28 protein-coding genes are annotated in these 24,157 nt (G+C 70.6%); 20 read left to right on the top strand and 8 right to left on the bottom strand.

Features of this window, described 5'->3' with window-relative positions; genetic code table 11:
* From pcaH to AB0305_RS17840, 9 genes are all read left to right on the top strand, one after another.
* Positions 1–723 (top strand): protocatechuate 3,4-dioxygenase subunit beta (gene pcaH / locus AB0305_RS17880; RefSeq protein WP_366173543.1); only part of this gene is annotated, 723 nt, incomplete at its 5' end.
* The gene (pcaG, locus tag AB0305_RS17875; protein WP_364138236.1) at positions 716–1,300 is read left to right on the top strand and encodes a protocatechuate 3,4-dioxygenase subunit alpha; all 585 of its coding nucleotides are present in this window, start codon (positions 716–718) and stop codon (positions 1,298–1,300) included. The genes pcaH and pcaG, both read left to right, overlap by 8 nt.
* Positions 1,297–2,730 carry a lyase family protein gene (locus AB0305_RS17870; RefSeq protein ID WP_364138239.1) on the top strand — a complete coding sequence of 478 codons (1,434 nt, stop codon included), beginning with the start codon at positions 1,297–1,299 and terminating at the stop codon, positions 2,728–2,730. The genes pcaG and AB0305_RS17870 overlap by 4 nt, the downstream gene beginning before the upstream one ends.
* Complete coding sequence (locus AB0305_RS17865; protein ID WP_364138242.1) at positions 2,723–3,541, top strand: alpha/beta fold hydrolase; 819 nt, start codon at positions 2,723–2,725, stop codon at positions 3,539–3,541. The genes AB0305_RS17870 and AB0305_RS17865 overlap by 8 nt, the downstream gene beginning before the upstream one ends.
* Positions 3,538–3,981, top strand: coding sequence for a 4-carboxymuconolactone decarboxylase (pcaC, locus tag AB0305_RS17860; RefSeq protein ID WP_364138245.1), 444 nt, complete (start codon positions 3,538–3,540; stop codon positions 3,979–3,981). The genes AB0305_RS17865 and pcaC overlap by 4 nt, the downstream gene beginning before the upstream one ends.
* Positions 3,974–5,197 (top strand): thiolase family protein, encoded by a 1,224-nt coding sequence (locus AB0305_RS17855; RefSeq protein WP_364138247.1) that lies wholly within the window; start codon positions 3,974–3,976, stop codon positions 5,195–5,197. Before pcaC ends, AB0305_RS17855 begins: the two co-directional genes overlap by 8 nt.
* Before the next feature lie 3 nt (positions 5,198–5,200).
* The gene (locus AB0305_RS17850) at positions 5,201–5,860 is read left to right on the top strand and encodes a 3-oxoacid CoA-transferase subunit A (protein ID WP_364138250.1); all 660 of its coding nucleotides are present in this window, start codon (positions 5,201–5,203) and stop codon (positions 5,858–5,860) included.
* A gap of 1 nt (position 5,861) precedes the next feature.
* A complete protein-coding gene (locus tag AB0305_RS17845) occupies positions 5,862–6,548 on the top strand; it encodes a 3-oxoacid CoA-transferase subunit B (RefSeq protein ID WP_290257198.1) in 687 nt (228 codons plus the stop codon).
* A 25-nt stretch (positions 6,549–6,573) separates the two neighbouring features.
* Positions 6,574–7,395 (top strand): IclR family transcriptional regulator C-terminal domain-containing protein, encoded by an 822-nt coding sequence (locus AB0305_RS17840; RefSeq protein WP_290257199.1) that lies wholly within the window; start codon positions 6,574–6,576, stop codon positions 7,393–7,395.
* Positions 7,396–7,438: 43 nt separating this feature from the next.
* On the opposite strand, the gene AB0305_RS17835 is transcribed toward AB0305_RS17840, so the two are convergent.
* Both AB0305_RS17835 and AB0305_RS17830 read right to left on the bottom strand, forming a co-directional pair.
* A complete protein-coding gene (locus tag AB0305_RS17835) occupies positions 7,439–8,065 on the bottom strand; it encodes a hypothetical protein (RefSeq protein ID WP_364138253.1) in 627 nt (208 codons plus the stop codon).
* Between the two features lie 124 nt (positions 8,066–8,189).
* Positions 8,190–8,408, bottom strand: a complete 219-nt coding sequence (locus tag AB0305_RS17830) for a hypothetical protein (protein ID WP_364138256.1) — start codon at positions 8,406–8,408, stop codon at positions 8,190–8,192.
* A gap of 213 nt (positions 8,409–8,621) precedes the next feature.
* Between AB0305_RS17830 and AB0305_RS17825 the strand changes: the two genes are divergently transcribed.
* Positions 8,622–9,617: a diacylglycerol kinase family protein gene (locus tag AB0305_RS17825; RefSeq protein WP_364138259.1), complete on the top strand. Its 996-nt coding sequence runs from the start codon at positions 8,622–8,624 to the stop codon at positions 9,615–9,617.
* Positions 9,618–9,634: 17 nt separating this feature from the next.
* On the opposite strand, the gene mscL is transcribed toward AB0305_RS17825, so the two are convergent.
* Entirely contained in the window at positions 9,635–10,078 is a 444-nt protein-coding gene (mscL, locus tag AB0305_RS17820) for a large conductance mechanosensitive channel protein MscL (protein ID WP_364138262.1), read from the bottom strand.
* 251 nt (positions 10,079–10,329) lie between these two features.
* On the opposite strand from mscL, the gene AB0305_RS17815 reads away from it, so the two are divergent.
* The 4 genes from AB0305_RS17815 (at position 10,330) to AB0305_RS17800 (ending at position 13,965) form a co-directional block, all read left to right on the top strand.
* Complete coding sequence (locus AB0305_RS17815) at positions 10,330–11,358, top strand: FUSC family protein (protein WP_364138458.1); 1,029 nt, start codon at positions 10,330–10,332, stop codon at positions 11,356–11,358.
* Between the two features lie 30 nt (positions 11,359–11,388).
* Positions 11,389–12,165 carry an IclR family transcriptional regulator gene (locus AB0305_RS17810; protein ID WP_364138265.1) on the top strand — a complete coding sequence of 259 codons (777 nt, stop codon included), beginning with the start codon at positions 11,389–11,391 and terminating at the stop codon, positions 12,163–12,165.
* Between the two features lie 103 nt (positions 12,166–12,268).
* Positions 12,269–13,456 carry a 4-hydroxybenzoate 3-monooxygenase gene (locus tag AB0305_RS17805; RefSeq protein WP_364138268.1) on the top strand — a complete coding sequence of 396 codons (1,188 nt, stop codon included), beginning with the start codon at positions 12,269–12,271 and terminating at the stop codon, positions 13,454–13,456.
* Between the two features lie 116 nt (positions 13,457–13,572).
* Positions 13,573–13,965 (top strand): nuclear transport factor 2 family protein, encoded by a 393-nt coding sequence (locus AB0305_RS17800; RefSeq protein ID WP_290257206.1) that lies wholly within the window; start codon positions 13,573–13,575, stop codon positions 13,963–13,965.
* Between the two features lie 25 nt (positions 13,966–13,990).
* Here the strand turns inward: AB0305_RS17800 and AB0305_RS17795 are convergent, their stop codons facing one another.
* The 4 genes from AB0305_RS17795 to purB form a co-directional block, all read right to left on the bottom strand.
* Positions 13,991–14,494 carry a GNAT family N-acetyltransferase gene (locus tag AB0305_RS17795; RefSeq protein WP_290257207.1) on the bottom strand — a complete coding sequence of 168 codons (504 nt, stop codon included), beginning with the start codon at positions 14,492–14,494 and terminating at the stop codon, positions 13,991–13,993.
* A 142-nt stretch (positions 14,495–14,636) separates the two neighbouring features.
* Positions 14,637–15,335, bottom strand: coding sequence for a histidine phosphatase family protein (locus AB0305_RS17790; protein WP_290257208.1), 699 nt, complete (start codon positions 15,333–15,335; stop codon positions 14,637–14,639).
* Between the two features lie 42 nt (positions 15,336–15,377).
* Entirely contained in the window at positions 15,378–16,265 is an 888-nt protein-coding gene (locus AB0305_RS17785) for an endonuclease/exonuclease/phosphatase family protein (protein ID WP_364138272.1), read from the bottom strand.
* A 109-nt stretch (positions 16,266–16,374) separates the two neighbouring features.
* On the bottom strand, positions 16,375–17,826 hold the full coding sequence (gene purB / locus AB0305_RS17780; RefSeq protein ID WP_364138275.1) for an adenylosuccinate lyase: 1,452 nt from the start codon (positions 17,824–17,826) through the stop codon (positions 16,375–16,377).
* Positions 17,827–18,059: 233 nt separating this feature from the next.
* Here purB and AB0305_RS17775 point away from each other — a divergent pair, with 233 nt between their 5' ends.
* Both AB0305_RS17775 and AB0305_RS17770 read left to right on the top strand, forming a co-directional pair.
* Positions 18,060–18,359 carry a hypothetical protein gene (locus AB0305_RS17775; protein ID WP_364138278.1) on the top strand — a complete coding sequence of 100 codons (300 nt, stop codon included), beginning with the start codon at positions 18,060–18,062 and terminating at the stop codon, positions 18,357–18,359.
* Between the two features lie 14 nt (positions 18,360–18,373).
* Positions 18,374–19,822 (top strand): hypothetical protein, encoded by a 1,449-nt coding sequence (locus tag AB0305_RS17770; RefSeq protein WP_364138281.1) that lies wholly within the window; start codon positions 18,374–18,376, stop codon positions 19,820–19,822.
* On the opposite strand, the gene AB0305_RS17765 is transcribed toward AB0305_RS17770, so the two are convergent.
* Complete coding sequence (locus AB0305_RS17765; RefSeq protein ID WP_290257213.1) at positions 19,767–20,192, bottom strand: phage holin family protein; 426 nt, start codon at positions 20,190–20,192, stop codon at positions 19,767–19,769. The genes AB0305_RS17770 and AB0305_RS17765 overlap by 56 nt on opposite strands.
* Before the next feature lie 59 nt (positions 20,193–20,251).
* Between AB0305_RS17765 and AB0305_RS17760 the strand changes: the two genes are divergently transcribed.
* From AB0305_RS17760 to AB0305_RS17745, 4 genes are all read left to right on the top strand, one after another.
* Positions 20,252–21,370, top strand: a complete 1,119-nt coding sequence (locus tag AB0305_RS17760; RefSeq protein ID WP_364138284.1) for a histidinol-phosphate transaminase — start codon at positions 20,252–20,254, stop codon at positions 21,368–21,370.
* A 146-nt stretch (positions 21,371–21,516) separates the two neighbouring features.
* Positions 21,517–22,755 carry a pyruvate dehydrogenase (acetyl-transferring) E1 component subunit alpha gene (pdhA, locus tag AB0305_RS17755; protein WP_364138287.1) on the top strand — a complete coding sequence of 413 codons (1,239 nt, stop codon included), beginning with the start codon at positions 21,517–21,519 and terminating at the stop codon, positions 22,753–22,755.
* The gene (locus tag AB0305_RS17750) at positions 22,752–23,732 is read left to right on the top strand and encodes an alpha-ketoacid dehydrogenase subunit beta (protein WP_364138290.1); all 981 of its coding nucleotides are present in this window, start codon (positions 22,752–22,754) and stop codon (positions 23,730–23,732) included. Before pdhA ends, AB0305_RS17750 begins: the two co-directional genes overlap by 4 nt.
* Before the next feature lie 11 nt (positions 23,733–23,743).
* A partial coding sequence (locus tag AB0305_RS17745; protein WP_366173534.1) for a biotin/lipoyl-containing protein occupies positions 23,744–24,157 on the top strand: 414 nt, incomplete at its 3' end.

Raw genomic sequence — 24,157 nt, 5'->3', positions numbered from 1 at the left:
CGCGCCAACGGCGCCACCGCGGAAATCCAGCCGCGGCTGGACTACCCGCCGTACCGCAGCAGCATCCTCCGGCACCCCACGAAGAGCCTGCACCACGCGGACCCGGAGACCATCGAGCTGTACTCACCGGCGTTCGGGCACATGGACGTGCACGCGCTGGAGTCGGACCTGACCATCCAGCACAACGGCGAGCCCCTGGGTGAACGGATCATCGTCTCCGGCAGGGTCCTCGACGGCGACGGCCGCCCGGTCGCCGGCCAGCTGGTGGAGATCTGGCAGGCCAACTCCTCCGGCCGCTACATCCACAAGCGGGACCAGCACCCGGCCCCGCTGGACCCGAACTTCACCGGCGTCGGCCGCTGCATCACCGGCGCGGACGGCTCCTACAGCTTCACCACCATCAAGCCCGGCGCGTACCCGTGGAAGAACCACCTGAACGCCTGGCGTCCCGCGCACATCCACTTCTCGCTCTTCGGCCACGAGTTCACCCAGCGCATCGTCACGCAGATGTACTTCCCCGGCGACCCGCTCTTCGCCCTCGACCCGATCTACCAGTCGATCGTGGACCAGGACGCCCGGGACCGCCTGGTGGCTACCTACAACCACGACCAGACCAAGCCCGAGTGGGCGCTGGCCTACAACTGGGACATCGTCCTGACCGGGTCCAAGCGGACCTGGACCGAAAACGAGGCCCTCGGCGCGGAAGGCGACCACCATGAGTAAGTTGACCCCCACGCCCGGCCAGACGGTGGGCCCGTTCTACGGCTACGCCCTGCCCTACGCCAAGGACCGCGAACTGCTGCCGCCCGCCACCCCGGGCAGCATCCGGTTGCAGGGCGCGGTCTACGACGGCGCCGGCCACCCGGTCCCGGACGCCATCCTGGAGATCTGGCAGGCCGACGCCGAGGGTAACGTCCCGCATCACCCCGGCTCCCTGGTCCGCGACGGGTACACCTTCACCGGCTTCGGCCGCTGCGCCGTCGGCAACACCGGCGTCTTCACCTTCACCACCGTCAACCCCGGCCCCACCGCCCCGGGTGCCGCGCCGTTCATCTCGGTGGTGGTCTTCGCCCGCGGCCTGATGAACCGGCTCTTCACCCGCGTGTACCTGCCGGAGAACGAGGAAGCCCTGGCCAGCGACCCGCTGCTGTCCACCCTGGACCCGGAGCGCCGCCGCACGCTGATCGCCCGGCGCGAGGCCGACGGCGGCCTGCGTTGGGATATCCGGCTGCAGGGCGAGGGCGAGACGGTGTTCCTCGACTTCGAGGCCGGCTCCGAGGGCGAGGGCACCGCGCCGTGACGGCTCCCCTTCCCGACGGCGACTTTGGCCTGCTCAGCCCGGTCTCGGCCGCCCCGCGGGTAACGGCGCTGACCGGCGACCGCGCCGTCCTCGCCGCCATCCTGCGGGTCGAGGCCGCCTGGGCCGGGGTCCTCGAGGAGGCTTCCCTGGCGCCCGCCGGGTCTGCCGCCGTCGTTGCGGCGGCCGCGGACGTGGACCACTACGACCTTGCCGGGATCGCGGTCCGCGCCCAGGGCGGGGCTAACCCGGTGATCCCGCTGCTGGCCGACCTCCGGGCCCGGGTCACCACCCTGGACACGGAGGGCCTCGGGGCGTCCGCCGCGGTGCACGCGTCCCTGACCAGCCAGGACGTGCTGGACTCGGCCCTGATGCTGCTGGCCTCCGACGCCGTCGCCGAACTCCTGGCCGGGGTGCGGGAATCGACGGCGGCGCTGGCCGGGCTCGCCGAACGCCACCGGGACACCGTCTGCGTGGGCCGCAGCCTGACCCAGCACTCGCTGCCCTACAGCTTCGGACTCCGGGCCGCGCAGTGGTTCGCCGGGCTCGTCGACGCCGCGGCCCGCCTGGAGAGCCTGGAGTTTCCGGTGCAGACCGGCGGCGCCGCCGGCACCCTGGCCGCCGGCACCGCACTGGCCGGCCCCGCCAGCACCCCGTTCGAGCTCTCCGACCGGCTCGCCGCCAGCCTCGGCCTGGACCCGGTCGCTGCACCCTGGCACACCAACCGCCTCGCCGTCACGGCACTGGGCGACGCCCTCACCGCGGTCACGGACGCGGCCGGCAAAATCGCCGGGGACGTGCTGTTCCTCAGCCGGCCCGAGGTCGCCGAGCTGTCCGAACCCGTAGCCCCCGGACGCGGCGGCTCCTCGGCGATGCCGCACAAGCAGAACCCGGTCCTCTCGGTCCTGGTCCGCAGCGCCGCGCTGCAGGCCCCCGCGCTGGCGGCCCAGCTGCACCTTGCCGCCGCCAGCTTCAACGACGAACGTGCCGACGGCGCCTGGCACGCCGAATGGCCCGCGCTGCGCTCCCTGCTCCGGCTCGCCCTCGGCGCCGCCGGCCAGCTGCGCGAGCTCACCGCCGGGCTGCAGGTGCACCCGGACGCCATGCGCCGCAACCTGGACCTCTTCGGGCCGCTGCTGCTCTCCGAGGCCGTCGGCGCCGCCGTCGCGCCCCTGCTGGGGGACGGCGGCCGCGCCCGGCTGCAGGAGGTAGTGGACCGCACCCTGCAGGCGCCCGCCGCCGAGCGGGGCGCCACCTACCGCTCGCTGCTGCGGGAGGCCGTCCCCGCCGACGCCCTCACCGACGAACGGCTCGAGGAGCTGCTCGACCCCGCGAACTACCTCGGCCAGTCCGGCGGGATCATCCGCCGGCTGCTCGACGCCCGGCCCGGCTTCGCTGACCCGGCCCTCCAGAAAGGTGTTTCCGATGACTAAGCCAACCCTCAAGGCCGTCCTGCTCTCGCCGCAACGCGAACTCGGCGACCGGCCCCTGGTGGTGGTGGGGCCCTCCCTGGGGACCTCCACCCTGCTCTGGAGCCAGGCCGGGGGCCTCCTCGGCAACGCATTCGACGTCGTTGCCTGGGACCTGCCCGGCCACGGGGTCTCCCCGGCCGCGACGGAACCCTTTACCGTGGCCGAACTGGCCGACGCCGTCGTCGAGCTCGTCGATTCGATCTCCCCGGGCGCACGCTTCCACTACGCCGGCGTCTCCCTCGGCGGGGCCGTGGGGCTGCAGCTGGGCATCAAACACGGCGGCAGGCTCAAGAGCCTCTCCGTGCAGTGCAGCGGCGCCAGGATCGGCACCCCCGAGGGCTGGCTGGAGCGCGCGGAGACCGTCCGGAACCAGGGCACCCCGGTGATGATCGAGGGCTCCGCCCAGCGCTGGTTCGCGCCCGGCTTCTTGGAGCACGAACCCGAGCGCAGCAGCCGCCTGCTGCACACGCTCAGGGATGCCGACCGGTTCAGCTACGCGTTCTGCTGTGAGGCCCTGGCCGGCTACGACGTCCGCGCCGAACTCGGCAGCATCACCGTCCCCACCCAGGCCCTCGCCGGGGAGTTGGACGAGGTGGCACCGCCGTCGCTCGCGAAGGAAATCGTGGACGGCATCACCGCCGGCGGTGGCACCGCGAACGCCGCCACCCTGGCCGGCGTCGCCCACCTGGCACCCTTCGAGGCCCCCGGGCACGTCGCCGAACTGCTGCGCACCCTCATCACCTGGGCCGAGTCGAACGGGACGGGACAGTGAGCGGCCCGGACCGTCACGGCGTCGTCCAGCCGGAGGCCACCAGCCGCGAGATCTACGACGGCGGCATGAAGGTCCGCCGCGAGGTGCTCGGCGACGCGCATGTAGACCGGGCCAACGCCGCCAAGGACGACTTCACCGAGGACTTCCAGGACATGATCACCCGGATCGCCTGGGGTGGCATCTGGACCCGGCCGGGCATCAGCCGGCAGATGCGCTCCGCCGTGACCATCACCGCGATGGTGGCGCACGGGCACTGGGAGGAGCTGGCCATGCACATCCGGGCCGCCCTGACCAACGGCCTGACCCGGGACGAGATCAAGGAGATCCTGCTGCAGACGGCCATCTACTGCGGGGTCCCGTCGGCCAACACCGCCTTCAAGACCGCCCAGCAGGTGTTCCGCACCATCGACGAGACCGAAGTGGACAAGAACCATGACTGAGGCTTTTCTGTACGACGCCGTACGGACCCCGTTCGGCAAATTCGGCGGCGGCCTGGCCGGCGTACGCCCGGATGACCTGGCCGCGCACGTGATCGGCGAGGCCGTCCGCCGGGCCCCCGGCCTGGACCCGGAGCGGATCGACGAGGTGGTCTTCGGCAACGCCAACGGCGCCGGCGAGGAAAACCGCAACGTCGCCCGGATGGGCACCCTGCTGGCAGGGCTTCCGGTCGGCGTCCCGGGGACCACGGTCAACCGGCTCTGCGGGTCCTCGCTGGACGCGGCGATCATCGCCTCCCGGCAGATCGCCACCGGCGACGCCGACCTGGTACTCACCGGCGGCGTCGAGTCGATGTCCCGGGCGCCGTGGGTTCTGCCCAAGACCGAAAAGCCCTACCCGGCCGGGGACATGGCCCTGGTGTCCACCACCCTGGGCTGGCGCCTGGTGAACAAACGGATGCGCCCGGACTGGTCCATCTCCCTCGGCGAGGCCACCGAGCGGCTCCGCGAGAAGTTCGGCGTCACGCGGCAGGCACAGGACGAGTTCTCGGCCGCCTCGCACAACCTGGCCGCCGCGGCCTGGGACGAGGGCTTCTACGACTCCCTCGTCGCCGCCGTGCCGGGCACGGACCTGACGCGGGACGAGGGCATCCGCCCCGGTTCCAGCGCGGAGAAGCTCGCCGGGTTGAAGACCGTCTTCCGCGCCGAGGCCGACGGGCCCGACGGCGGGACCATCACGGCCGGAAACGCCTCCCCGCTCTCCGACGGCGCTTCGGCGGCGTGGCTGGGCAGCGAGGCCGCCGCCGGGCTGCTCGGCCTGGACCCGCTGGCCCGGATCGCCGGCCGCGGCGCGCACGCCAACGACCCTCAGTACTTTGGCTACGCCCCCGTCGAGGCGGCCAACAAGGCCCTCGCGAAGGCAGGGATCGGCTGGGACCAGGTGGGCGCCGTCGAACTCAATGAGGCCTTCGCCGCGCAGTCCCTGGCCTGCATCAACGGCTGGGGCATCGATCCCGCGATTGTGAACCGGCACGGCGGGGCGATCGCCATGGGCCACCCGCTGGGCGCCTCCGGCGGCCGGCTGCTGGGCACCCTGGCCCGCTCCCTGCAGGCGTCCGGAGAACGCTGGGGCGTCGCCGCGATCTGCATCGGCGTCGGGCAGGGCCTCGCCGTCGTCCTCGAAAACGTCACCGCCGGCGCCAGCAAGGGAAAGGCCTGAGCCATGCTGAACTTCGTAGACACGGTGGCCGAGGCCGTCGCCGGTATCCGGGACGGGTCCACGGTGATGATCGGCGGTTTCGGCAACGCCGGCCAGCCCTTCGAACTCATCGACGCCCTGCTCGACGGCGGCGCCACCGGCCTCACGGTGGTGAACAACAACGCCGGCCAGGCGGATCAGGGCCTGGCGCTGCTGATCAAGGAGGGCCGGGTGCGGAAGATGATCTGCTCCTTCCCCCGCCAGTCCGACTCCTGGCACTTCGACGAGAAGTACCGGGCCGGGGAGATCGAACTGGAGCTTGTCCCGCAGGGCAACCTGGCCGAACGGATCCGGGCGGCCGGGGCCGGAATCGGCGGCTTCTTCACCCCCACCGGCTACGGCACCATGCTCGCCGAGGGCAAGGAAACCCGGTTCCTGGACGGCAAATGGCAGGTCTTCGAGACGCCCATCCACGCCGACGTCGCCCTGATCAAGGCGCTCACCGCCGACGGCAAGGGCAACCTGGTCTACCGCAAGACCGCCCGGAACTTCGGTCCCATCATGGCCGCGGCTGCCAAGCACACCATCGTCCAGGTCTCCGACGTCGTCCCCACCGGCAGCCTCGACCCGGAAAACGTCATCACGCCCGGAATCTACGTCAACAGCATTGTGAAGGTGGCCTGAGATGAGCACGCAGTCCGAGCGCCAGGAGAGTCTCCGGCGCTCCGAAGAGCCCCTGGGCCGGGACGAGCTGGCCCGCCTGGTGGCCCGGGACATCGCCCCCGGCTCGTTCGTCAACCTGGGCATCGGCCAGCCCACCCTGGTCTCCAACTACCTCGAGCCGGAACAGAACGTCACCCTTCACACGGAGAACGGCATGCTCGGCATGGGACCCGAGGCTACCGGGGGCCAGATCGACGGCGATCTGATCAACGCCGGCAAGATCCCCGTCACCGAGCTGCCCGGCGCCTCCTACTTCCACCACGCGGACTCCTTCGCGATCATGCGCGGCGGCCACCTGGACATCTGCGTCCTCGGCGCCTTCCAGGTCTCCGGGACCGGGGACCTGGCGAACTGGCACACCGGCGCCCCGGACGCGATCCCGGCCGTGGGCGGGGCCATGGACCTGGCCACCGGCGCCAAGGACGTCTTCGTGATGATGACCCTGCTGACCCGCGACGGCGTCTCCAAACTGGTGGAAACCTGCACCTACCCGCTCACCGGAATCGGCTGCGTCACCCGCGTCTACACGGACAAGGCCGTCTTCCTCATCGGGCCCGACGGCGTCACGGTGCGGGAGACGTTCGGCTGCACCCTGGCGGACCTGCAGGCCGTGGTGCCCGTGCCGCTGACCGCGGCCGGGCCGGAATGACGGGCCGCGCAGATAGGGTAGGGCGGTGACTCAAAAGCCGAACCCGTCCCCGGCCGGTGCCACGGAGGCGCCCGCCGCGAGCGACCAGTACGTCCAGTCGCTGGCCCGCGGCCTGGCCGTCATCCGCTCCTTCGACGCCGAGCACCCGCAGATGACGCTCAGCGAGGTGGCCGCGCGGACGGATCTGACCCGCGCCACGGCCCGGCGCTTCCTGCACACCCTGGTGGAGCTGGGCTACGTCCGCACCGATGGCAAGGACTTCGCGCTCACGGCCAAGGTGCTGCAGCTCGGCTACGCGTACCTCTCCGGGCTGTCCCTGCCGCAGATCGCCCAGCCGCACCTGGAGGAGCTCTCCCTGGCGCTCGGCGAATCAACCTCCGCCGCGGTGCTGGAGGGCCAGGACATCAGTTACGTCGCCCGGGTGGCGACGCGCCGGATCATGACCGTCGGCATCACCGTGGGCACCCGGTTCCCCGCCTATGCCACCTCGATGGGCCGGGTGCTGCTGGCCGCCCTCCCGCCGGAGGAGCTGGCGCGCTACCTGGACACCGCGGATCTGCGACCGCTGACACCGCACACCATCGCCGACCGCGCCGGGCTGGAGGCCGAACTCGCCACGGTCCGCGCCCAGGGCTGGTGCCTGCTGGACCAGGAACTGGAACTCGGGCTGATGTCCGTGGCCGCGCCGATCCACGACGGGCCGAAGGTGGTGGCGGCGATCAACGTGTCCCTGCAGGCCCAGGCCGTCGCGGCCCGCCCGGACCCCGCAGCGTACCTCGACTCGGTCCGCGAGGCCGCCGTCGCCACCGCCGAACTCATCTCGGCGGACCTCTCCGCGAAGAGCTGAGCCGCGGGCTTGGCGCGCGGACTGAGTCGCCGGGCGAGGGGTTCTAGACCCGGCGGGACCGGGCGAAGAGCTGCCGCAGCGTGAAGAAGGAGCCCAGCGCGCTGAACAGCAGCATCATCAGGAATTCGCCCTTGAGGTCCTGCACCAGCGGCGGATTGCTCGTGAGGTTGTAGCCCAGCAGGTCCCAGGCTCCCGGTTCGAAGAGCAGTCCGAAGGGCTGGTCGCCGATATATTCGGCCACATCCAGCCAGATGCTGCCGAAGAACGCCAGGAGCATGGTCAGCGCGGTCACGCCCAGCACCACCCAGGCCCCGCGCCGGGTCACGGAGCCGCCCCGGCCACCGGTGCTGCCGGCCAGATAGAGCCGTGCGGCGCCGGCCGCCGTCACGAACGACACCAGCGAGGCCATCCAGCCGAGCTTCCAGAGAGCCAGCCACAGCACGACGCCGGCCGGGACCACCGCCAGGGCGAAGACGGTGCCGCGCACGGCGTGCTCCAGCGTCTCGGTCCGCGGGCGGGGCAGCGGCAGGGCCGGCAGCAGCGTGTGCCGGCGGTCCGCCGAATCCGGCCACGGCGCGCCGTCGGGCCATCGCTGGCCGTAGCGGGGCTCCGCCCCGAGGTTCGTCAGTGAGTGTTCGTGTGCGTCGGAATCCGCGCGCTCGGTCATCATTCCCCCAAATGAGATGAGTCTTCCGGCCACATCGGGCCGCTAAATCCCGCCCAGTCTGGCACATACCTTGGACAAAATACGGATTCCCGGCGGATTGTTTCCCCGTCGCCGGGCCGGGGCCCGGTTACGCGGTGGAGACGGTGATGGTGACGCCCTCGTCGTCGTCACGGATCTGCAGCTGCAGCGGCCGGTTCACCAGGGTGGTGTGCATGTCCTCGCCGCCCTCGGGATCGAGTTGTTCGGCCAGCCGGGTCAGCGCCAGCGCCATGGCCCGGCCCCAGTCGTGGGGATCCCTGCTGGAGGCTTCGGCTTCCGCCGTGTGATGGTCCTGGTGTTCGGTCATGTGGCCGCCTTCCGCGTCCGAAGCGCACACGCCCCGGAGGTTCCGGGGCGGCATCCGGCCAGGCCGGCACGCTTCAGTCCTTGAACACGGTCAGTGTACTGACCATCCGAGCGGTGCGTCCACGATTCCGCGCCCCCGCTGTGCGGGATAGCGGGGCGGCGCGGATAGGATTTCACTGCGGGAGCCATCCCGCCACGCTGCCCGAAGGACGACATGCCACAGAACAATGCCGCGACCCAGGCCACCCCGGCCCCGGAGCATTCCGCACAGACCAGCCCGGCAGGGGACGCCTCGACGACCCGCCGCGCCGCCGTCGTCATCAACCCGATGAAATCCTCCGGCGAGGACTTCAAGACCGCCTTCTATGACCTCTGCGAGTCGGAGGGCTGGGCCGAGCCTCTCTGGCTCGAGACCACCGCCGAGGACACCGGCCTGGGCCAGGCGCGTGAGGCCCTGGAGGCCGGCGTCGACGTTGTCATCGCCGCGGGCGGGGACGGCACCGTCCGGTGCGTCGCCGAGGTCCTCGCCGGCACCGGCACCCCGATGGGCCTGGTGCCGATGGGCACGGGCAACCTGCTGGCCCGCAACATCGGGGTCGACATCACCGACCCGGTCGCGGCCAGCCGGGACGTCCTGGCCGGTTCCGACATCAAGGTCGACGTCGTCAAGGCGCGGCTGGACCACGGCGGGGACGAGCAGCTGTTCCTGGTCATGGCCGGACTGGGATACGACGCGGCCATCATGGCCAACACCGTCGACGAGCTCAAGGACCGGGTGGGCTGGCTGGCCTACGTCGAGGCCGGCATCCGGCACCTGCCCGGCAAGCCGGTCCGCGCCCGGATCAGCGTCGACGGACAGCAGCCGGTCCGGCGCCGCATCCGCAGCGTCATGGTGGGCAACTGCGGCAAGATCACCGGCGGCATCGAGGTCTTCCCGGACGCCAAGATCGACGACGGCATCCTGGACGTCCTGATCCTCGCCCCGCAGGGCCGGCTCGGCTGGTTCAGTGTGCTGGCCGGCATGTTCGGCCGCAAGAACGACAAGAACAAGGCCGTGGAGTACTTCGTCGGCAAGACCGCGGAAATCAGCCTCGACCAGGAGCAGGAATTCCAGCTCGACGGCGACCACATCGGCAAGGCCAAGCACCTGAGCGTGGCAGTCGAGCACGAGGCCCTGACCATCCGGATGACGAAGGCCGCGCAGGCCTAGCGAGAGGCGCCTGGCCGCTAGCGGTGATCGGCCGGGACGTCCCGGGAGTCGCGGGACGTCCCGGCCACCACCGTCAGCAGGTCCCGGATCTCGGCCAGCAGGGCCGTGTCCGCCGGGAGCGGCTTCTCCTCCGGCTCCGCCGTCGCGAGCCGGTTCTTGACCATCCTGTTGATCCGGTTCATCGGCGCCACGAAGATGAAGTACACCACCGCGGCGGTGATCAGGAAGGTGACGAACGCGGTCAGCACCGCGCCAACGTTGACGAACGTCTTCTCGTTGCCCGGCCAGATGTGGAAGCCGAGGCCCTGGGCCTGCACGCCGCCCGCGGCCGCGATGATCGGGTTGATGATGTTGGTGGTGAAGGCGGTCACCAGGGCGGTAAACGCTGTACCGACGACGACGGCGATCGACAGTTCGATCACGTTGCCGCGCAGGATGAAGTCCTTGAATCCTTTGAGCATGGGGTCCTCCGGGAATGCTGCCGTACGGGTGTTTCAACCGCTCGACGCTACCACCGCAAGCACCCTCCGGGTCTTCCGTTGATCGGAAATTGAGGCGGCGGCGGGGACCTTCCGGGCGTAAGCTCGTCAGGGATGCCAGTGCCGCCGTCGTTCACTGAATGGCAAAGGAAGGCCCCTCACACCCCGTGCATCCCTCATCCGCCGCGGACCGCCGCGCACCGTTCGCCGACTTCTTCGCCGTGTTCTTCAGCATGGGCCCGGCCAACAAGGACCACCACCCCGCGCTCCGCTGCGCCGTCGGCGTCTTCGTCCCGTTGATCACCCTGGTGCTGCTGCAGCGGCTGGACCTGGCCATCTTCGCCTCCTTCGGCGCCTTCGCCGGGATCTACGGACGTAACGAGCCGCACGGCCGGCGGCTGGTGCTGCAGCTGCGCGCGGGAACGCTGATGCTCGCCGTGATCCTGCTGGCTGCCCTGACCGCGCACGCCGGCGCGCTGCCCGCGTTCACGCCGGCCGGGCGGATCTGGCTGCAGGTCGCGGCGACCACCCTGGTGGCCGGCGCCTGCTCGCTCATCGTCTCCCTGTGGCGTCTCCGCCCGGCGGGATCCCTGTTTCACATCTTCGCGTTCGCGGCGATCGCCTCCGTCCCGCACCAGCCGCCGCTCTGGCAGGGCATGCTGGTGGCGGTGCTGACGGTCGCGTTCTCGCTCCTGGTGGGCATGTCCTCCCGCGTGGTTCCCGGCCTGCGGCGGCCGTGGAGCTGGTCCGCCCCCGTCCGCCTGACCGGGCCGGAGCGTCGTGCGGCGTGGCAGGAGGCCGTCGGTTACCTCGTGGCCGCGGGCCTGTCCGGGATCCTGGCCACGGTGATCGGCCAGCGCCTTGGCATCGGCCACAACTACTGGGCCATGGTGGCCGCCGTCGTGCCCCTGGTGGGCCACACCACCCGGCACCGGATCAGCCGCGGCCTGCAGCGCATACTGGGCACGGCCCTGGGCCTGGCGCTGCTCGCGGCGATCTTGCTGCTGCAGCCCGAACCCTGGCTGACGGTGCTGGTGATCGCCGCCTGCCAGTACGGCGCGGAGATGTTCATCGCCCGCCAGTACCTGGTGGCCCAGCTCTTCGTCACGCCGCTGGCCCTGATCTCCACCCTCCTGGTGGCGCCCGTTCCGGCCGGCGTGCTGCTCCGGGACCGGCTCTTCGAGACCGTAATCGGTGCCGTGGTGGGCGTTGCCGTCGTCCTGGCGCCCGCCCTGTGGCGGCAGTGGAAGACTGGTCGCTAGCAGGAAACGTCGACGGCGGGAGCGTGGGGCATGGCCAATTCCGAATCGGGTGATTCGGTGGTGGACCGCGTGGTGCGCCTGCTGGAGGCCATCCCGGAGGGTTCGGATGCGCTGCAGCTCTCCGAACTCGCCGCCCGCGCCGGGCTGCCGCTGAGCACCGCGCACCGCCTGGTCCGGCAGCTGGCCGGGCACGGGCTGCTGGAACTCGGTGCCGGCGGGTCGGTCCGGCTGGGGCTGCGGCTTTGGGAACTGGTAAACCGGAACTCGCCCACCCTGGCCCTGCGGCAGGCGGCGATGCCGTTCATGGAGGACATTCAGCAGGTGCTGAACCAGAACGTGAACCTGGCGGTGCTGGACGGTGCGGAGGCCCTCTTCGTCGAACGACTCTCCCGGCGCGGCTCGGTGGCGAACCGGGCCAAGGTGGCCGGCCGAATGCCCGTGCACCTCTCCTCGGCCGGGCTGGTGCTGATGGCCCACCAGCCGCCCGCCCGCCAGGCGGCGTACCTGCGCGACTTCGCCGATCCCGCCGGGAAAGTGGGCGTGGCCGAGCTCCGCGCGCTGCTGGCCCAGGCCGCCGCCCAGGGCTACGCCGAACTCTCCGGCGTGGTGGATCCGGACACGTGGGGCATCGCGGTGCCGGTCCGGGACGCCCGCAAGCGCGCGGTGGCCGCGCTCGGCGTCGTGGTTCCCGTGCGGGAGATGCGGCTCCAGGCGCTGGTGCCCGCGCTGCAGACCGCCGCGCGGGGCATCGGGCGGCGGCTGGGGGAGACCCGCGCATCCTCGATCCATTCAACGGAACAGGTGTAACGCCGGTCACGCCCGTGCGGCACACTGGGAGGCAGTGATGATCCGGTCCGTGCGCCGCGCCCGCCCCGGGCCCGCCCGGACCCCGCAATGAAGCGAGGAACCCATGGCACGGCACGTCGTCCGCACGCAGGTGGCCATCGTCGGCGGCGGCCCCGCCGGCCTGATGCTCTCCCACCTTTTGGCGAGGGAGGGGATCGAGTCCACCGTGGTGGAGCTGCGCAGCAGGCAGGAGATCGCCGAGACCGTCCGCGCCGGTATCCTGGAGCACGGCACGGTCAACCTGTTGGTGGACAGCGGCGTCTCGGACCGGGTGCTCACCGACGGGGACCGGCACGACGGGATCGAGCTGCGCTTCAACGGCGAGAGCCACCGCATCGACTTCCAGGACCTGGTCGGGGAATCGGTGTGGCTCTACCCCCAGACCGATGTCTTCAAGGACCTCGCCGCCCGCCGCGAGGCCGACGGCGGAGACGTGCGCTACGGAGTCACGGACACGGCCATCCACGACCTCGACGGCGACCCCCGGGTCTGGTTCACCGACGCCGACGGCACCGAGGTGGCGCTCCGGGCGGAGTTCATCGTCGGCGCCGACGGCTCCCGCAGCCTTTGCCGCGGACAGATCCCGGAGGCGTACCGAAAGTGGTACTTCCACGAGTACCCGTTCGCCTGGTTCGGCATCCTGGCCGAGGCGCCGCGTAGCTCGGAGGAGCTGATCTACGCCAACTCGGAGAACGGCTTCGCGCTGATCAGCCAGCGCACCGAGACGGTGCAGCGGATGTACTTCCAATGCGATCCGGGCGAGGACGTCAACAACTGGAGCGATGAGCGGATCTGGGAGACCTTCCGCAGCCGGGTGAACGGCAACGGTTTCGAGCTCAAGGAAGGTCCTGTGCTGGACAAGACGGTGCTGAAGTTCCGCAGCTTCGTGCAGGCCCCGATGCGCCACAAGAAGCTGTTCCTGGCCGGGGATGCCGCCCACACGGTGCCGCCCACCGGGGCGAAGGGCCTCAACCTCGCCATCGCTGACGTCCGGGTGCTGTTCGAGGGACTGGACAGCTACTACAAGACCGGGTCGGAGGCTCTCCTGGACCGCTACAGCAGCCGCGCCCTGGACCGGGTGTGGAAGGCCCAGCACTTCTCCTACTGGATGACCTCCATGCTGCACACCCCCGAGGGTGCGGACTACTTCGCCCGGGCCCGGCAGCTGGGCGAGCTGAACTCCGTGGTGTCCTCCCGGCACGGCCGCGCCTACCTCGCCGAGGCCTACACCGGCTGGCCGTCGGCGCGGTAGGGCGGCGCTCCGGGGAGCGGTCAGCCACTCATTCTTCCATCGACACTCCCTTGCGACGGGACTAGCCTTAAACCATCCCACCATGACCCGACGAGGACGACGGAGAGGTGTCCATCATGGGAAGCGCAGACAATGTTGAACTGGTCCGACGGGGGTACGAGGCCTTCAACTCAGGGGATATGGCGACACTCAGCGAAATCTTCGCCGAGGACGCAGTGTGGCACGTGGCCGGAAGCGGCGTGCTCTCGGGAACCAAGCAGGGCCGCGACGCAATTCTCGCCTATTTCGGCGAACTGGGTGCCCGCACGCAGGGCAACTTCCACGCCAAGGTCCAGGACATCGTTGGCGGCGAGGAACACACGGTAGCGATCCAGCGGACCGTTGCGGAGGGTAACGGCAAAACCCTGGACATGGGCTCGGTCATCGTCTTCGTGGTCCGGGACGGGAAGGTCGCGGAGGGCAGGGAGTACTTCGAGAACACCGCCACGGCGGACGATTTCTGGGCCTGACCGAACATCCCCGCCCTCGTGTCCCTCAGGCCATCGCGGTGTGGGCCGCGCTGTGGGAATCGATGGTCTTCTCGTAGCAGAAGGAGTGATCCACGCCGATGTACGGCCCAAAGTTCGGCACCGGGGCGAACCCGGAGTTGGCGTAGAACTGCCGCCCGTCGGTCTGTACCGAGCCCGCCTCCGCCGTCAGCCTGGTGATGCCCAGGGCGTGGGCGTGCCCCTCCAGTGCCGCCAGGATGGAGCTCGCCACCCCCGAACCGCGGGTGTACGGCAGGACGTAGAGGCGCTTGATCTCGGCGGTCCGGGAGTCCAGGAGGCGCAGCCCGCCGCAGCCCACCGGCTGGCCCGAGCCCTTGTCATAGGCGACCAGGAACACCGCCGAGTCCGACTCGGAGGGTACCGGGCCCGGCTCGTGGTCCGGGCGGCCGAAGCGTGCGTCCAGTTCGGCCTGCTGGGCGGCCCGGAGGTCTGCGCCCACGGGGTTGGCCCAGGGCACCTGCCGGATGTGAAGCCGCGGGTTGGTCTGCATCGTTGCCTCGTTTCACCGAAGGGTTATGCAGTCCAAGGCTAGGAAGCGGTGGTTTCCACGGTGTTTCCCGCAGGTAAGGGATGGGAGAACTTGGGGCGGTGACGGCGCGGAGGGCGTGGAGGCCGTGGAGGCCGAACGGACCTCAGGCGGGTCCGCCGGCCGGGTCCTCCGCCGTCGGGTCGGCCAGGGCCAGGCCGCCCACGGGGCTGCCGTCCCAGTGGACCATCCGCCAGCCGTCCGCGGGGCCGCCCTCCAGGGCCACGATGCCGGTGTTGGCCAGGACGTGCCGGGCCGCGAACCCGGCGTCGACGTTCTCCGCGCGCAGGGCGGTCCAGACCCGGATTGCCGCGCCGTGGCTGACGACGGCGACCGTGCCGCCGTCGTCCGTGCTCCCCGGGGACGCCCCGCCCCGGGGCCCGGCAGCTGCCGCCGCGATCCGGTCGACGGCGTCGTCGAACCGGGCCAAGAAGTCGTGGCCGCTGGGACCGGTAGGCATCCGCCGGTCCAGCTCGCCCGCGGCCCACCCGAACACCGTGCCGAGGTAGCGCAGGTGGGACTCCCGATCGGTGAGCTTCTCCAGCGCGCCCGCCTCGATTTCGTGCAGCCCGTCCAGGACCGTGACATCGAGTCCGCGGCGGCCGGCCAGCGGGGCGGCGGTCAGCTGGGTCCGGATCAGAGTGGAGGCGTAGAGCCGGCTGATTTCCAGCCGCGCCAGGGAACGGGCCAGGGCCTCCGCCTGCCGTTCGCCCAGCTCGGTCAGGCCGGGGCCGGGATGCGCCGTGTCGAGCTGGCCGAGCACGTTGCCCGGCGTCTGGCCGTGCCTGATCAGGAGGAGCCTCATAGCCCGAATTTTACCGCCGCACCCTGCGAGGGGAGCCGGGCGTCAGGGGATGAGGACGGTGGCCTGGATCGGGGCGTGGTCGCTGGGGTAGCGGTCGTCGAGGCGGAAGGTGTTGACCGCCGCGTCGGCCACCTGGATGCCGGGGGTGACGGCGATCCAGTCGATCCGGCTCTCGCCCACCACCGGGTCCTTGTAGTTCGGGAAGGTGCCGTACGCCGGGGTGAGGTGCCGCTTGGCGACCAGCCAGGAGTCCCGGAACGGGCCGCCGTCCACCAGGGTGGAGTATGCCCCGGAGGCGCCGGCGCGGGCGTTGAAGTCGCCCATCACCACGGTGGGCAGCCCGGGTTCGAAGCGGGCCGTGTGGTCGATGATGGCCTCGGCGCTGCGCAGCTGGGCGTTCTCCGACTCGTGGTCGAAGTGCGTGTTGAGGACCATCAGCTCCCGGCCGGTGCTGCTGTCCTCGAACCGGCCCCAGGTGGCGATCCGGGTGGTGTCGTTACCCCAGGTGGCGGATCCCGCGACGTCAGGGGTGTCCGAGAGCCAGAACTGGTCCCAGGCCTGCAGCAGCAGGCGCCGGGAGTTGTAGAAGATGCAGGAGTACTCACCACGGCTGCCGCCGTCGCGGCCCTGGCCGATCATCCGGTAGTGGTCCGGCAGCGCCTCTTCGATCACCGCCAGCTGGTGCCCGAGGCCCTCCTGGATGCCCAGGACGTCCGGGAGTTCCTCGGCGAGCACGGCCTGCAGGGCAGGTGCCCGCTCAGGCCAGTAGTCGGCCTGGCCGGGGAGGGTGTGGTTGGTATCGCAACGGATGTTGAAGCTCATCAGGCTCAACGCGGCGTCGTCCGCCCCCGGAGATTCGGGGGCGTCCGTCGCCAGGGGGTCCGGGTCGGTCAGAACGGTCCGTGCGGTCGACGCTATGTCGCTCGGCAAGGGAGTCTCCTCGTGTCGGTTACAGTCCCAGAATCCACGATACGACTGGCCGGTCCTCGACGGCGGCGTAAACGCGGATGTGCCGGAAGGTTAATTCGACGTGAATGACCTAGCGGCCGTCCGCCAGGTGATCGACCAGCCTGTCCGCGATGCCGGTGTAGCGGCCCGGCGTGAGCGCCAGCAGGCGTGATTCCGCCTCGGCGGAGAGGCCCAGGCCCTGGACGAACTCCTGCATCCGGGCGGCGTCCACCCGCTGGCCGCGGGTCAGGTCCTTCAGCCGCTCGTAGGGGTTTTCCATGCCCGGCACGCCAGCGATTGCCTCGGCACGCATGACCATCTGGATGGCCTCGCCGAGGACCTCCCAGTTGGTGTCCAGGTCCGCGGCCAGCACGTTCTCTGCCACGTCCAGGCGGTCCAGGCCCTTGGCGACGTTGGAGATCGCCAGCAGCGAGTGGCCGAAGGCGACGCCGATGTTCCGCTGCGAGGAGGAATCGGTGAGGTCGCGCTGCCAGCGGGAGGTCACCAGGGTGGAGCCGAGCACGTCCAGGAGGCCGGAGGAGATCTCCAGGTTCGCCTCGGCGTTCTCGAAGCGGATCGGGTTGACCTTGTGCGGCATGGTCGAGGAGCCGGTCGCGCCGGCCACGGGGACCTGGGCGAAGTAGCCGATCGAGATGTAGCTCCAGATGTCGGTGCAGACGTTGTGCAGGATCCGGTTGAAGCGGGCGACGTCGGCGTACAGCTCTGCCTGCCAGTCGTGGCTTTCGATCTGGGTGGTCAGCGGGTTCCAGGTAAGGCCGAGGCCCTCGACGAAGCCCTTCGCGACGGCTTCCCAGTCGGCTCCCGGGACGGAGGCGACGTGCGCGGCGTAGGTACCGGTGGCGCCGTTGATCTTGCCCAGGTATTCGGTGCGCGCGATCCGGTCCAGCTGGCGGGTCAGGCGGTGCGCGATGACGGCCAGTTCCTTGCCCAGGGTGGTGGGGGTGGCGGGCTGGCCGTGGGTGCGGGAGAGCATCGGGACGGCGCGGTTGGCCTCGGCCATGGCGCTGATCTGGGCCACGAGCGTGCGGGCGGCGGGCAGCCAGACATCCTCGACGGCGCCCTTGATGCCGAGCGCGTAGGAGAGGTTGTTGATGTCCTCCGACGTGCAGCCGAAGTGGACCATTGCGGTCAGGTGCTCGATCCCGATGCCGGGCAGGCGGCGGCCGATGTAGTACTCGACGGCCTTCACGTCGTGGACGGTGACGGCCTCGATCTCGGCGAGTTCGGCCACCGAGGCGGCGTCGAACTCGGTGACGATGTCCCGCAGCTGCTGCTGCTGTTCCGCGGACAGCGGGCCGGCGCCGGGCAGGACGTTGTTGCCGGTCAGGTGGATCAGCCATTCGACCTCGACGGCGACGCGGTCGCGGTTGAGCGCGGCCTCAGAGAGGTAGTCCACCAAAGGCGCGACGGCGGACTGGTAGCGGCCGTCCAGCGGTCCCAGGGCGATGGGGGTGCCGGAGGCGGCCAGGGCCAGGCGTCCGGACGGCGTGCGGGTCTCAGCTGTGGCAGCAGTTTCAGGCATGGTCCGATTCTTTCACGAAGTGCCGCCGGGGCCGAAGCCGGGCGGTGGTATGACAGCCGCCCGGGCGGGGCGCAGCCCGTTGTCCACATAGCCTCACCGTGCCGTGTCCGCCCCCGGTGCGTGGCCCTAGCGTCGTTCTGTGGCCGGGGTGTGCAGGAGGCAACCCCAGGAAGAGAACACACGGCAGAGAACACGAGGAAGCCGGCTTAAGCCGGAGAAAGGAGGGATGCGCGATGACGTCCACAACCGTGCTGGCCGGGGACGCGGCGGCCTGCGCCTCCCGCAGCGCCGAGGTGCAGCGGCTCGCGGCCCGGGTGGCCGGATGCGCCGGGCAGGCGGACGCCGTCCTGGCGGCGCTGGCCCGGTTGGAGCTGCAGACCTGGCAGTCGCCGGCCGGGCGGGCCTACCGGGTGACGCTCTCGCTGCAGGCGGCCTCGCTCCGACGGGCCCGGGATGGCCTGCTCGAGGCCTCGTCGGCGGTGCTGGCCCACGCCCGGTTTGTGGCCCTCGCCCCCGGCCGGTCCGGGTTTTGAGAGGACGGGTACTGATGACGGAACTCAGCCCGGCAGGTTCCGGCGAGGTGCCGCGTCCGGTGGCCCCGCCCCCGGACGGCATGCTCCGCATCCGCGGCGGGGTGGGCGGCGTGGCCTTCCAATTCGAAGAACTGCTGGCCGGCGCGGCAGCCCTGGACGCCTCGGTGCGGGACCTCTACGCCGTTGAAGCGGAGGCGGACGGGATCCGCCGCTCCCTGTTCCCCTATCAGCAGGACGCCTACCGCAGCGGCAGTGAAGCCATCACCGCTGTGGGGGAGGCAGGCCGGGGGATCGGCAGGGTCCGGGCCGAGCTGGAACACATCGCCGCCCAGGTCCGGGCCAGCCACCGGGACTACGAGTTCACCGAGGCCCGAAACGCCCTGCTGCTGAGGATGGGCCTGGCCGGACCCGAGTACGGATCCGTCGGCGGGGTTCTGGGCCTCCCCGGGGTCCGCGACCGGTTCGAAACCGGGCTCGCCTCACCGGGGAGCCTGGCGCTGCTGCTGGGCCTGCCGCTCCCGCTGGCCGGAGCGCTCGCCGGGGTTCCCGGCTCGTCCTCGATCGGTGGCCTGGTCAGGGCGCTGACGGACGAGCCCGGGCTCGGCTTCCTCAAGCCCCGTCCGGTCTCGGCCACCGCCGGGGGCACCAGCACCGAAACCGTGGACCTGACGCCGGCCGGACTGCTCCGCCGTACCGAGGACGTGGACCGGACGCCGGGTGAGATCGAGGTCATCAGGGTCGATGCCGCCGGCGGCCCTGCCTGGGTGGTGCTGGTCCCGGGGACGCAACTGGGCGGTCTTCCCGCCGGAACCAACCCCTTCGACACGGCCGGCATCGCGGAGGCGCTGGGCTATGACTCCGTCGAAACAACAGCCGCCATCAGGTGCGCACTGCGTGAGGCCGGCGCGGAGGCGGGCGATCAGCTGGTGGCCGTCGGCTACAGCCAGGGCGGCATCCACGCCATGAACCTCAGCCGGGACAAGGCATTCCTGGCCGAATTCGACCTCAAGTACGTCCTGACGGCCGGGTCGCCGGTCGGCGGGATCAGCCCCGCCCCGGGGATCAGCAGCCTGCACCTGGAACATCGGGAGGACTGGGTGCCCGGGGCCGACGGCGCCCCGAACGCGGACACCCGCGACCGGGTCACGGCCACCCTGACCAACGCCCTGAGCGTCCCGGCGCCAAAGGACTTCGGCCTGGGGCCGGGGCACCGGCTGGGGAACTACGAGGCCGGCGCCGCCGCCGTCGAAGCTTCCCGTGACCCGTCGCTGCAGGCGTCCACCGCCGCGCTCGCGGCCGTGGTGGGTACGGGCGGGACGGCGGCCGTCACCCGGTTCGCGCTCCGCCGCGAGGCACGCCCCGTACCGGCGGGAGGGGGGAGCGTCAGGGCCGACGCCGGCGGTATGGTCAGCGGCGGCCACCGGGAAGCCGGCCGGCCACCAGCGACACCAGGGTCACGATGATGGCGGCCAGGACGGCGGTCCAGAAGAAGGAGTCGATGGTGAAGTGCACCGGCGTGTAGGAACTCAGCCAGGCCGTCAGGTACAGCATGGCCGCGTTGATCACAACGGTGAACAGGCCCAGGGTGAGGATGGTGATCGGCAGTGACAGCAGGCTGACCAGCGGCTTGACGAAGGCGTTGACCAAGCCGAAGATCAGGCCGATGAACAGGTAGGCCAGGATGATGCCGATGGTCTCCGTGCCCTGCGTGACCCCCTGGTCCGCGACGGCGCCGGTGGTGGCCGTGGTGGAGATATTCAGTCCCGGCAGGATCCAGCTGGCCACCCAGAGGGCCAGGGCATTGACGATGACCCGCACAAAGAGAGAGCGCATGGTCCCATGCTGTCACATCACCGGACGCACGGGCAGGGTGGCGTCGTAGGCTAGGGGGCATGACTTCTTCTGACAGCCTGGCCGGCGGAATTCGCCCGCGGCCGGTGGTGGACCTGCTTCCCCGATACGCCGCCGGCAAGCCGCCGGCTCCCGTCGAGGGGCTGGTCAGCTACAAGCTTTCCTCCAATGAAAACCCGCTTCCGCCGATCCCTGCAGTGCAGCAGGCCATCGCGGCGCGGACCGACTTCAACCGCTACCCGGACCCGCTCAGCAGCAAACTCCGCGCCGCGCTCGCCGATTTCCTCGAGGTCCCGGCCGAGGACATCGTCACCGGCGCCGGCAGCCTCGGCGCCCTGAACCAGCTGCTGGCCACCTTCGCCGGCCAGAACGACGACGGCAAGGCCGACGAGGTCATCTACGCCTGGCGCTCCTTCGAGGCCTACCCCATCAGCGTCGGCCTCGCCGGTGCCGAGAGCGTCCGCATCCCGCTCACCGCGGACGGACGCCACGACCTGGACGCCATGGCCGCAGCCGTCACTGTCCGGACAAAGATGATCCTGCTCTGCACCCCGAACAACCCCACCGGGCCCATCCTCACCACCGAAGAGACGGAGCGGTTCCTCAACTCCGTGCCCGCGGACGTCGTCGTCGTGATCGACGAGGCCTACCAGGAGTTCGTCCGGGCCGAGGATGCCGTGGACGGCATCGAGATGTACCGCAAATACCCCAACGTGGTGGTGCTCCGGACCTTCTCCAAGGCTCACGGCCTGGCCGGCCTCCGGGTTGGCTATAGCGTCTCCCAGCCCGAGCTGACCCAGCACCTGCGCGTCACGGCCACCCCGTTCGCCGTATCCCAGCTGGGTGAGGACGCCGCGGTCGCCTCCCTCCTGCACTACCACCAGGTTGTAGAAAGGGTACAAAGCCTGGTCGACGAACGGGACCGGGTAACGGCAGGCCTGCGGGACCTCGGCTGGTTCGTTCCCGAGGCCCAGGGCAACTTTGTGTGGCTGAACCTCGGGGCCAACAGCGGCGAATTTGCCGCACTGGCGGGGGAACAGGCGCTCTCCGTCCGGGCCTTCGGCGACGAGGGTGTGCGGGTCAGCATCGGCGAGACGGAAGCCAACACCCGCTTCCTCGAACTGTGTGCGAACTATACAAAAGCCCCGCAGCGTTCCTAGCGGTAAACATCACCCCCTGCGGCCGCCCGCGGAGGGTACTGTGGGGACGAGTAAGCCATCATGTATGCCGGAACCGGGATGTATTCCCGGTGCGGCATATCTTCCACCGAGTGCAGCGCCCCGGATGCGGCAGGCAAGGAGACGGTATGGGTACACAACTGCCCTCCACCGAGTTCGACGGAACCGACACGGATGACCGCCGCGAGGCGCAGGCCGAGGCTGTCCTGGGCGACCCCGACGTCCCCATGGTCCAGCTCCTGCGCCCGGACGGGACCCTGGGGACTGACCCGGTGTTCTCCGAGTACGCCGCCCGCCTGGACCCCGGGAAGCTGAGGGGCTTCTACGCGGACATGGCCAAGATCCGCCGGTTCGACGTCGAGGCCACCGCACTGCAGCGCCAGGGCCAGCTGGCCCTCTGGGTGCCGCTGACCGGCCAGGAAGCCGCGCAGATCGGCTCGGGCCGGGCCAGCCAGCCGCAGGACTACATCTTCCCCACCTACCGGGAACACGGCGTCGCCCTGACGCGGAACGTGGACCTGGCCGAGCTGCTGCGGCAGTTCCGCGGGGTGTCCAACGGCGGCTGGAACCCCAAGGACACCAACTTCCACCTGTACACGCTGGTCCTGGCAGCCCAGACGCCGCACGCCGTCGGCTACGCCATGGGCATCCAGCGCGAGCAGAAGCTGGCCCCGACCGGGGAGAAGGCCGCCGTCATGGTCTACTTCGGCGACGGCGCCAGCTCCGAGGGTGACGTCCACGAGTCGATGGTCTTCGCGTCCTCGTTCAACGCCCCCGTTGTCTTCTTCTGCCAGAACAACCACTGGGCCATCTCGGTCCCCACCACGGTGCAGACCCGGATTCCGCTCTCCAACCGCGCCAAGGGCTACGGCTTCCCGGGCATCCGGGTGGACGGGAACGACGTCATCGCGGTGCACGCCGTGACCGAATGGGCCCTGGACCGGGCCCGGCGGGGCGAGAGCCCGGTGCTGATCGAGGCCTTCACCTACCGGGTGGGCGCCCACACCACGGCGGATGACCCCACCAAGTACCGCGGCTCGGAGGAAGAGGCGCAGTGGCGGGCCAAGGATCCGCTGGAGCGGCTCGAGAAGTACCTGCGGGCCGAGGGCCTCGCGGACGACGCCTTCTTTGAGCAGGTCAAGGCCGACGGCGACGAGCTCGCCGCCTACGTCCGCAAGACCACCCACGACCTGGAGACCCCGGACATCCGGCAGGCCTTCGCGAACACCTACGCCGAGGCCCACCCCCTGGTGGCCGAGGAACTGGCGTGGTTCGAGGACTACAGCGCCGGCTTCGCCGATGAGGCGGCGGAGGCCGAGGACTCCGGGACCCAGGGCACAGCGACAGACGGGGCAGCCAGCCGATGACCACCATGACCATTGCCAAGGCCATCAACGAGGGCCTGCGCGCCACCCTGGCCGGCAACCCGCGCACCCTGCTCATGGGCGAGGACATCGGACCCCTGGGCGGCGTCTACCGGGTCACCGACGGCCTGATCGGCGAGTTTGGCGCCGACCGCGTCGTCGACACCCCGCTGGCCGAATCCGGCATCATCGGCACCGCGATCGGCCTGGCCCTCAGCGGCTTCCGGCCCGTCTGCGAGATCCAGTTCGACGGCTTCGTCTTCCCGGGCTTCAACCAGATCACCACCCAGCTGGCCAAGATGCACTCGCGCAGCAACGGCAACCTCACGGTCCCCGTGGTCATCCGCATCCCCTACGGCGGCGGCATCGGCTCGATCGAGCACCACTCCGAGTCTCCCGAGGCACTGTTCGCACACACCGCCGGGATCCGGATCATCACCCCGTCCAACCCGCACGACGCCTACTGGATGATCCAGCAGGCCGTCGATTGCCAGGACCCGGTGATCGTCTTCGAGCCGAAGCGCCGCTACTGGCTCAAGGGCGACGTCGACACCGCCGCCCCGGGCCGCTCCGCCGACCCGTTTGCCGCCCATGTGCTGCGCGAGGGAACCGACGCCACGGTGGTTGCCTACGGCCCGCTGGTGCCCGTGGCCCTCGCCGCCGCCAACGCCGCGGCCGAGGACGGGCACAGCGTCGAGGTGATCGACCTGCGCTCCATCTCACCGATCGACTTCGACACCGTCACCGCGTCCGTGAAGAAGACCGGCAGGCTGATCATCACACACGAGGCCCCCACCTTCGGCGGCATCGGCGGCGAGATCGCGGCGCGCGTCAGCGAGCGGGCCTTCCACTCCCTGGAGGCCCCGGTGCTGCGCGTCGGCGGCTTCCACATGCCCTACCCGGTGGCCAAGGTCGAGGAAGATTACCTGCCGGACATCGACCGCATTCTTGAGGCGCTCGAACGCGCCCTCGCCTACTGACGGGGAGCACCATGACCGTAAACAAGTTCAACCTCCCGGACGTCGGCGAGGGCCTGACCGAGGCTGAAATCGTCTCCTGGAAGGTCAAGGCCGGCGACACGGTGGCCGTCAACGACATCCTCTGCGAGATCGAGACCGCCAAGTCAATCGTCGAACTCCCGTCGCCGTACGCCGGGACGGTTGCGGAGTTGCTGGTCGCCGAGGGCGTGACGGTCGACGTCGGCACCCCCATCATCAGCGTGGCCGACGCCGGCGCCCCCACGGCACCCGCCCCGGCGGCTTCCGCGGCGCCCGCCCCCGACCTTACACAGGCGCCGGAGGCACCGGAACCGGCTCCGATGTATGGCACGCTCACCCCGGGCGGCGACGCCGAGCCCGCCGCAGAAGCCGACGGCCGCCCCGCCGGCGGCCCGCTGGTTGGCTCC

The organism is Arthrobacter sp. NPDC080086, assembly GCF_040702285.1.
This window is presented reverse-complemented; position numbering and strand designations above follow the sequence as displayed.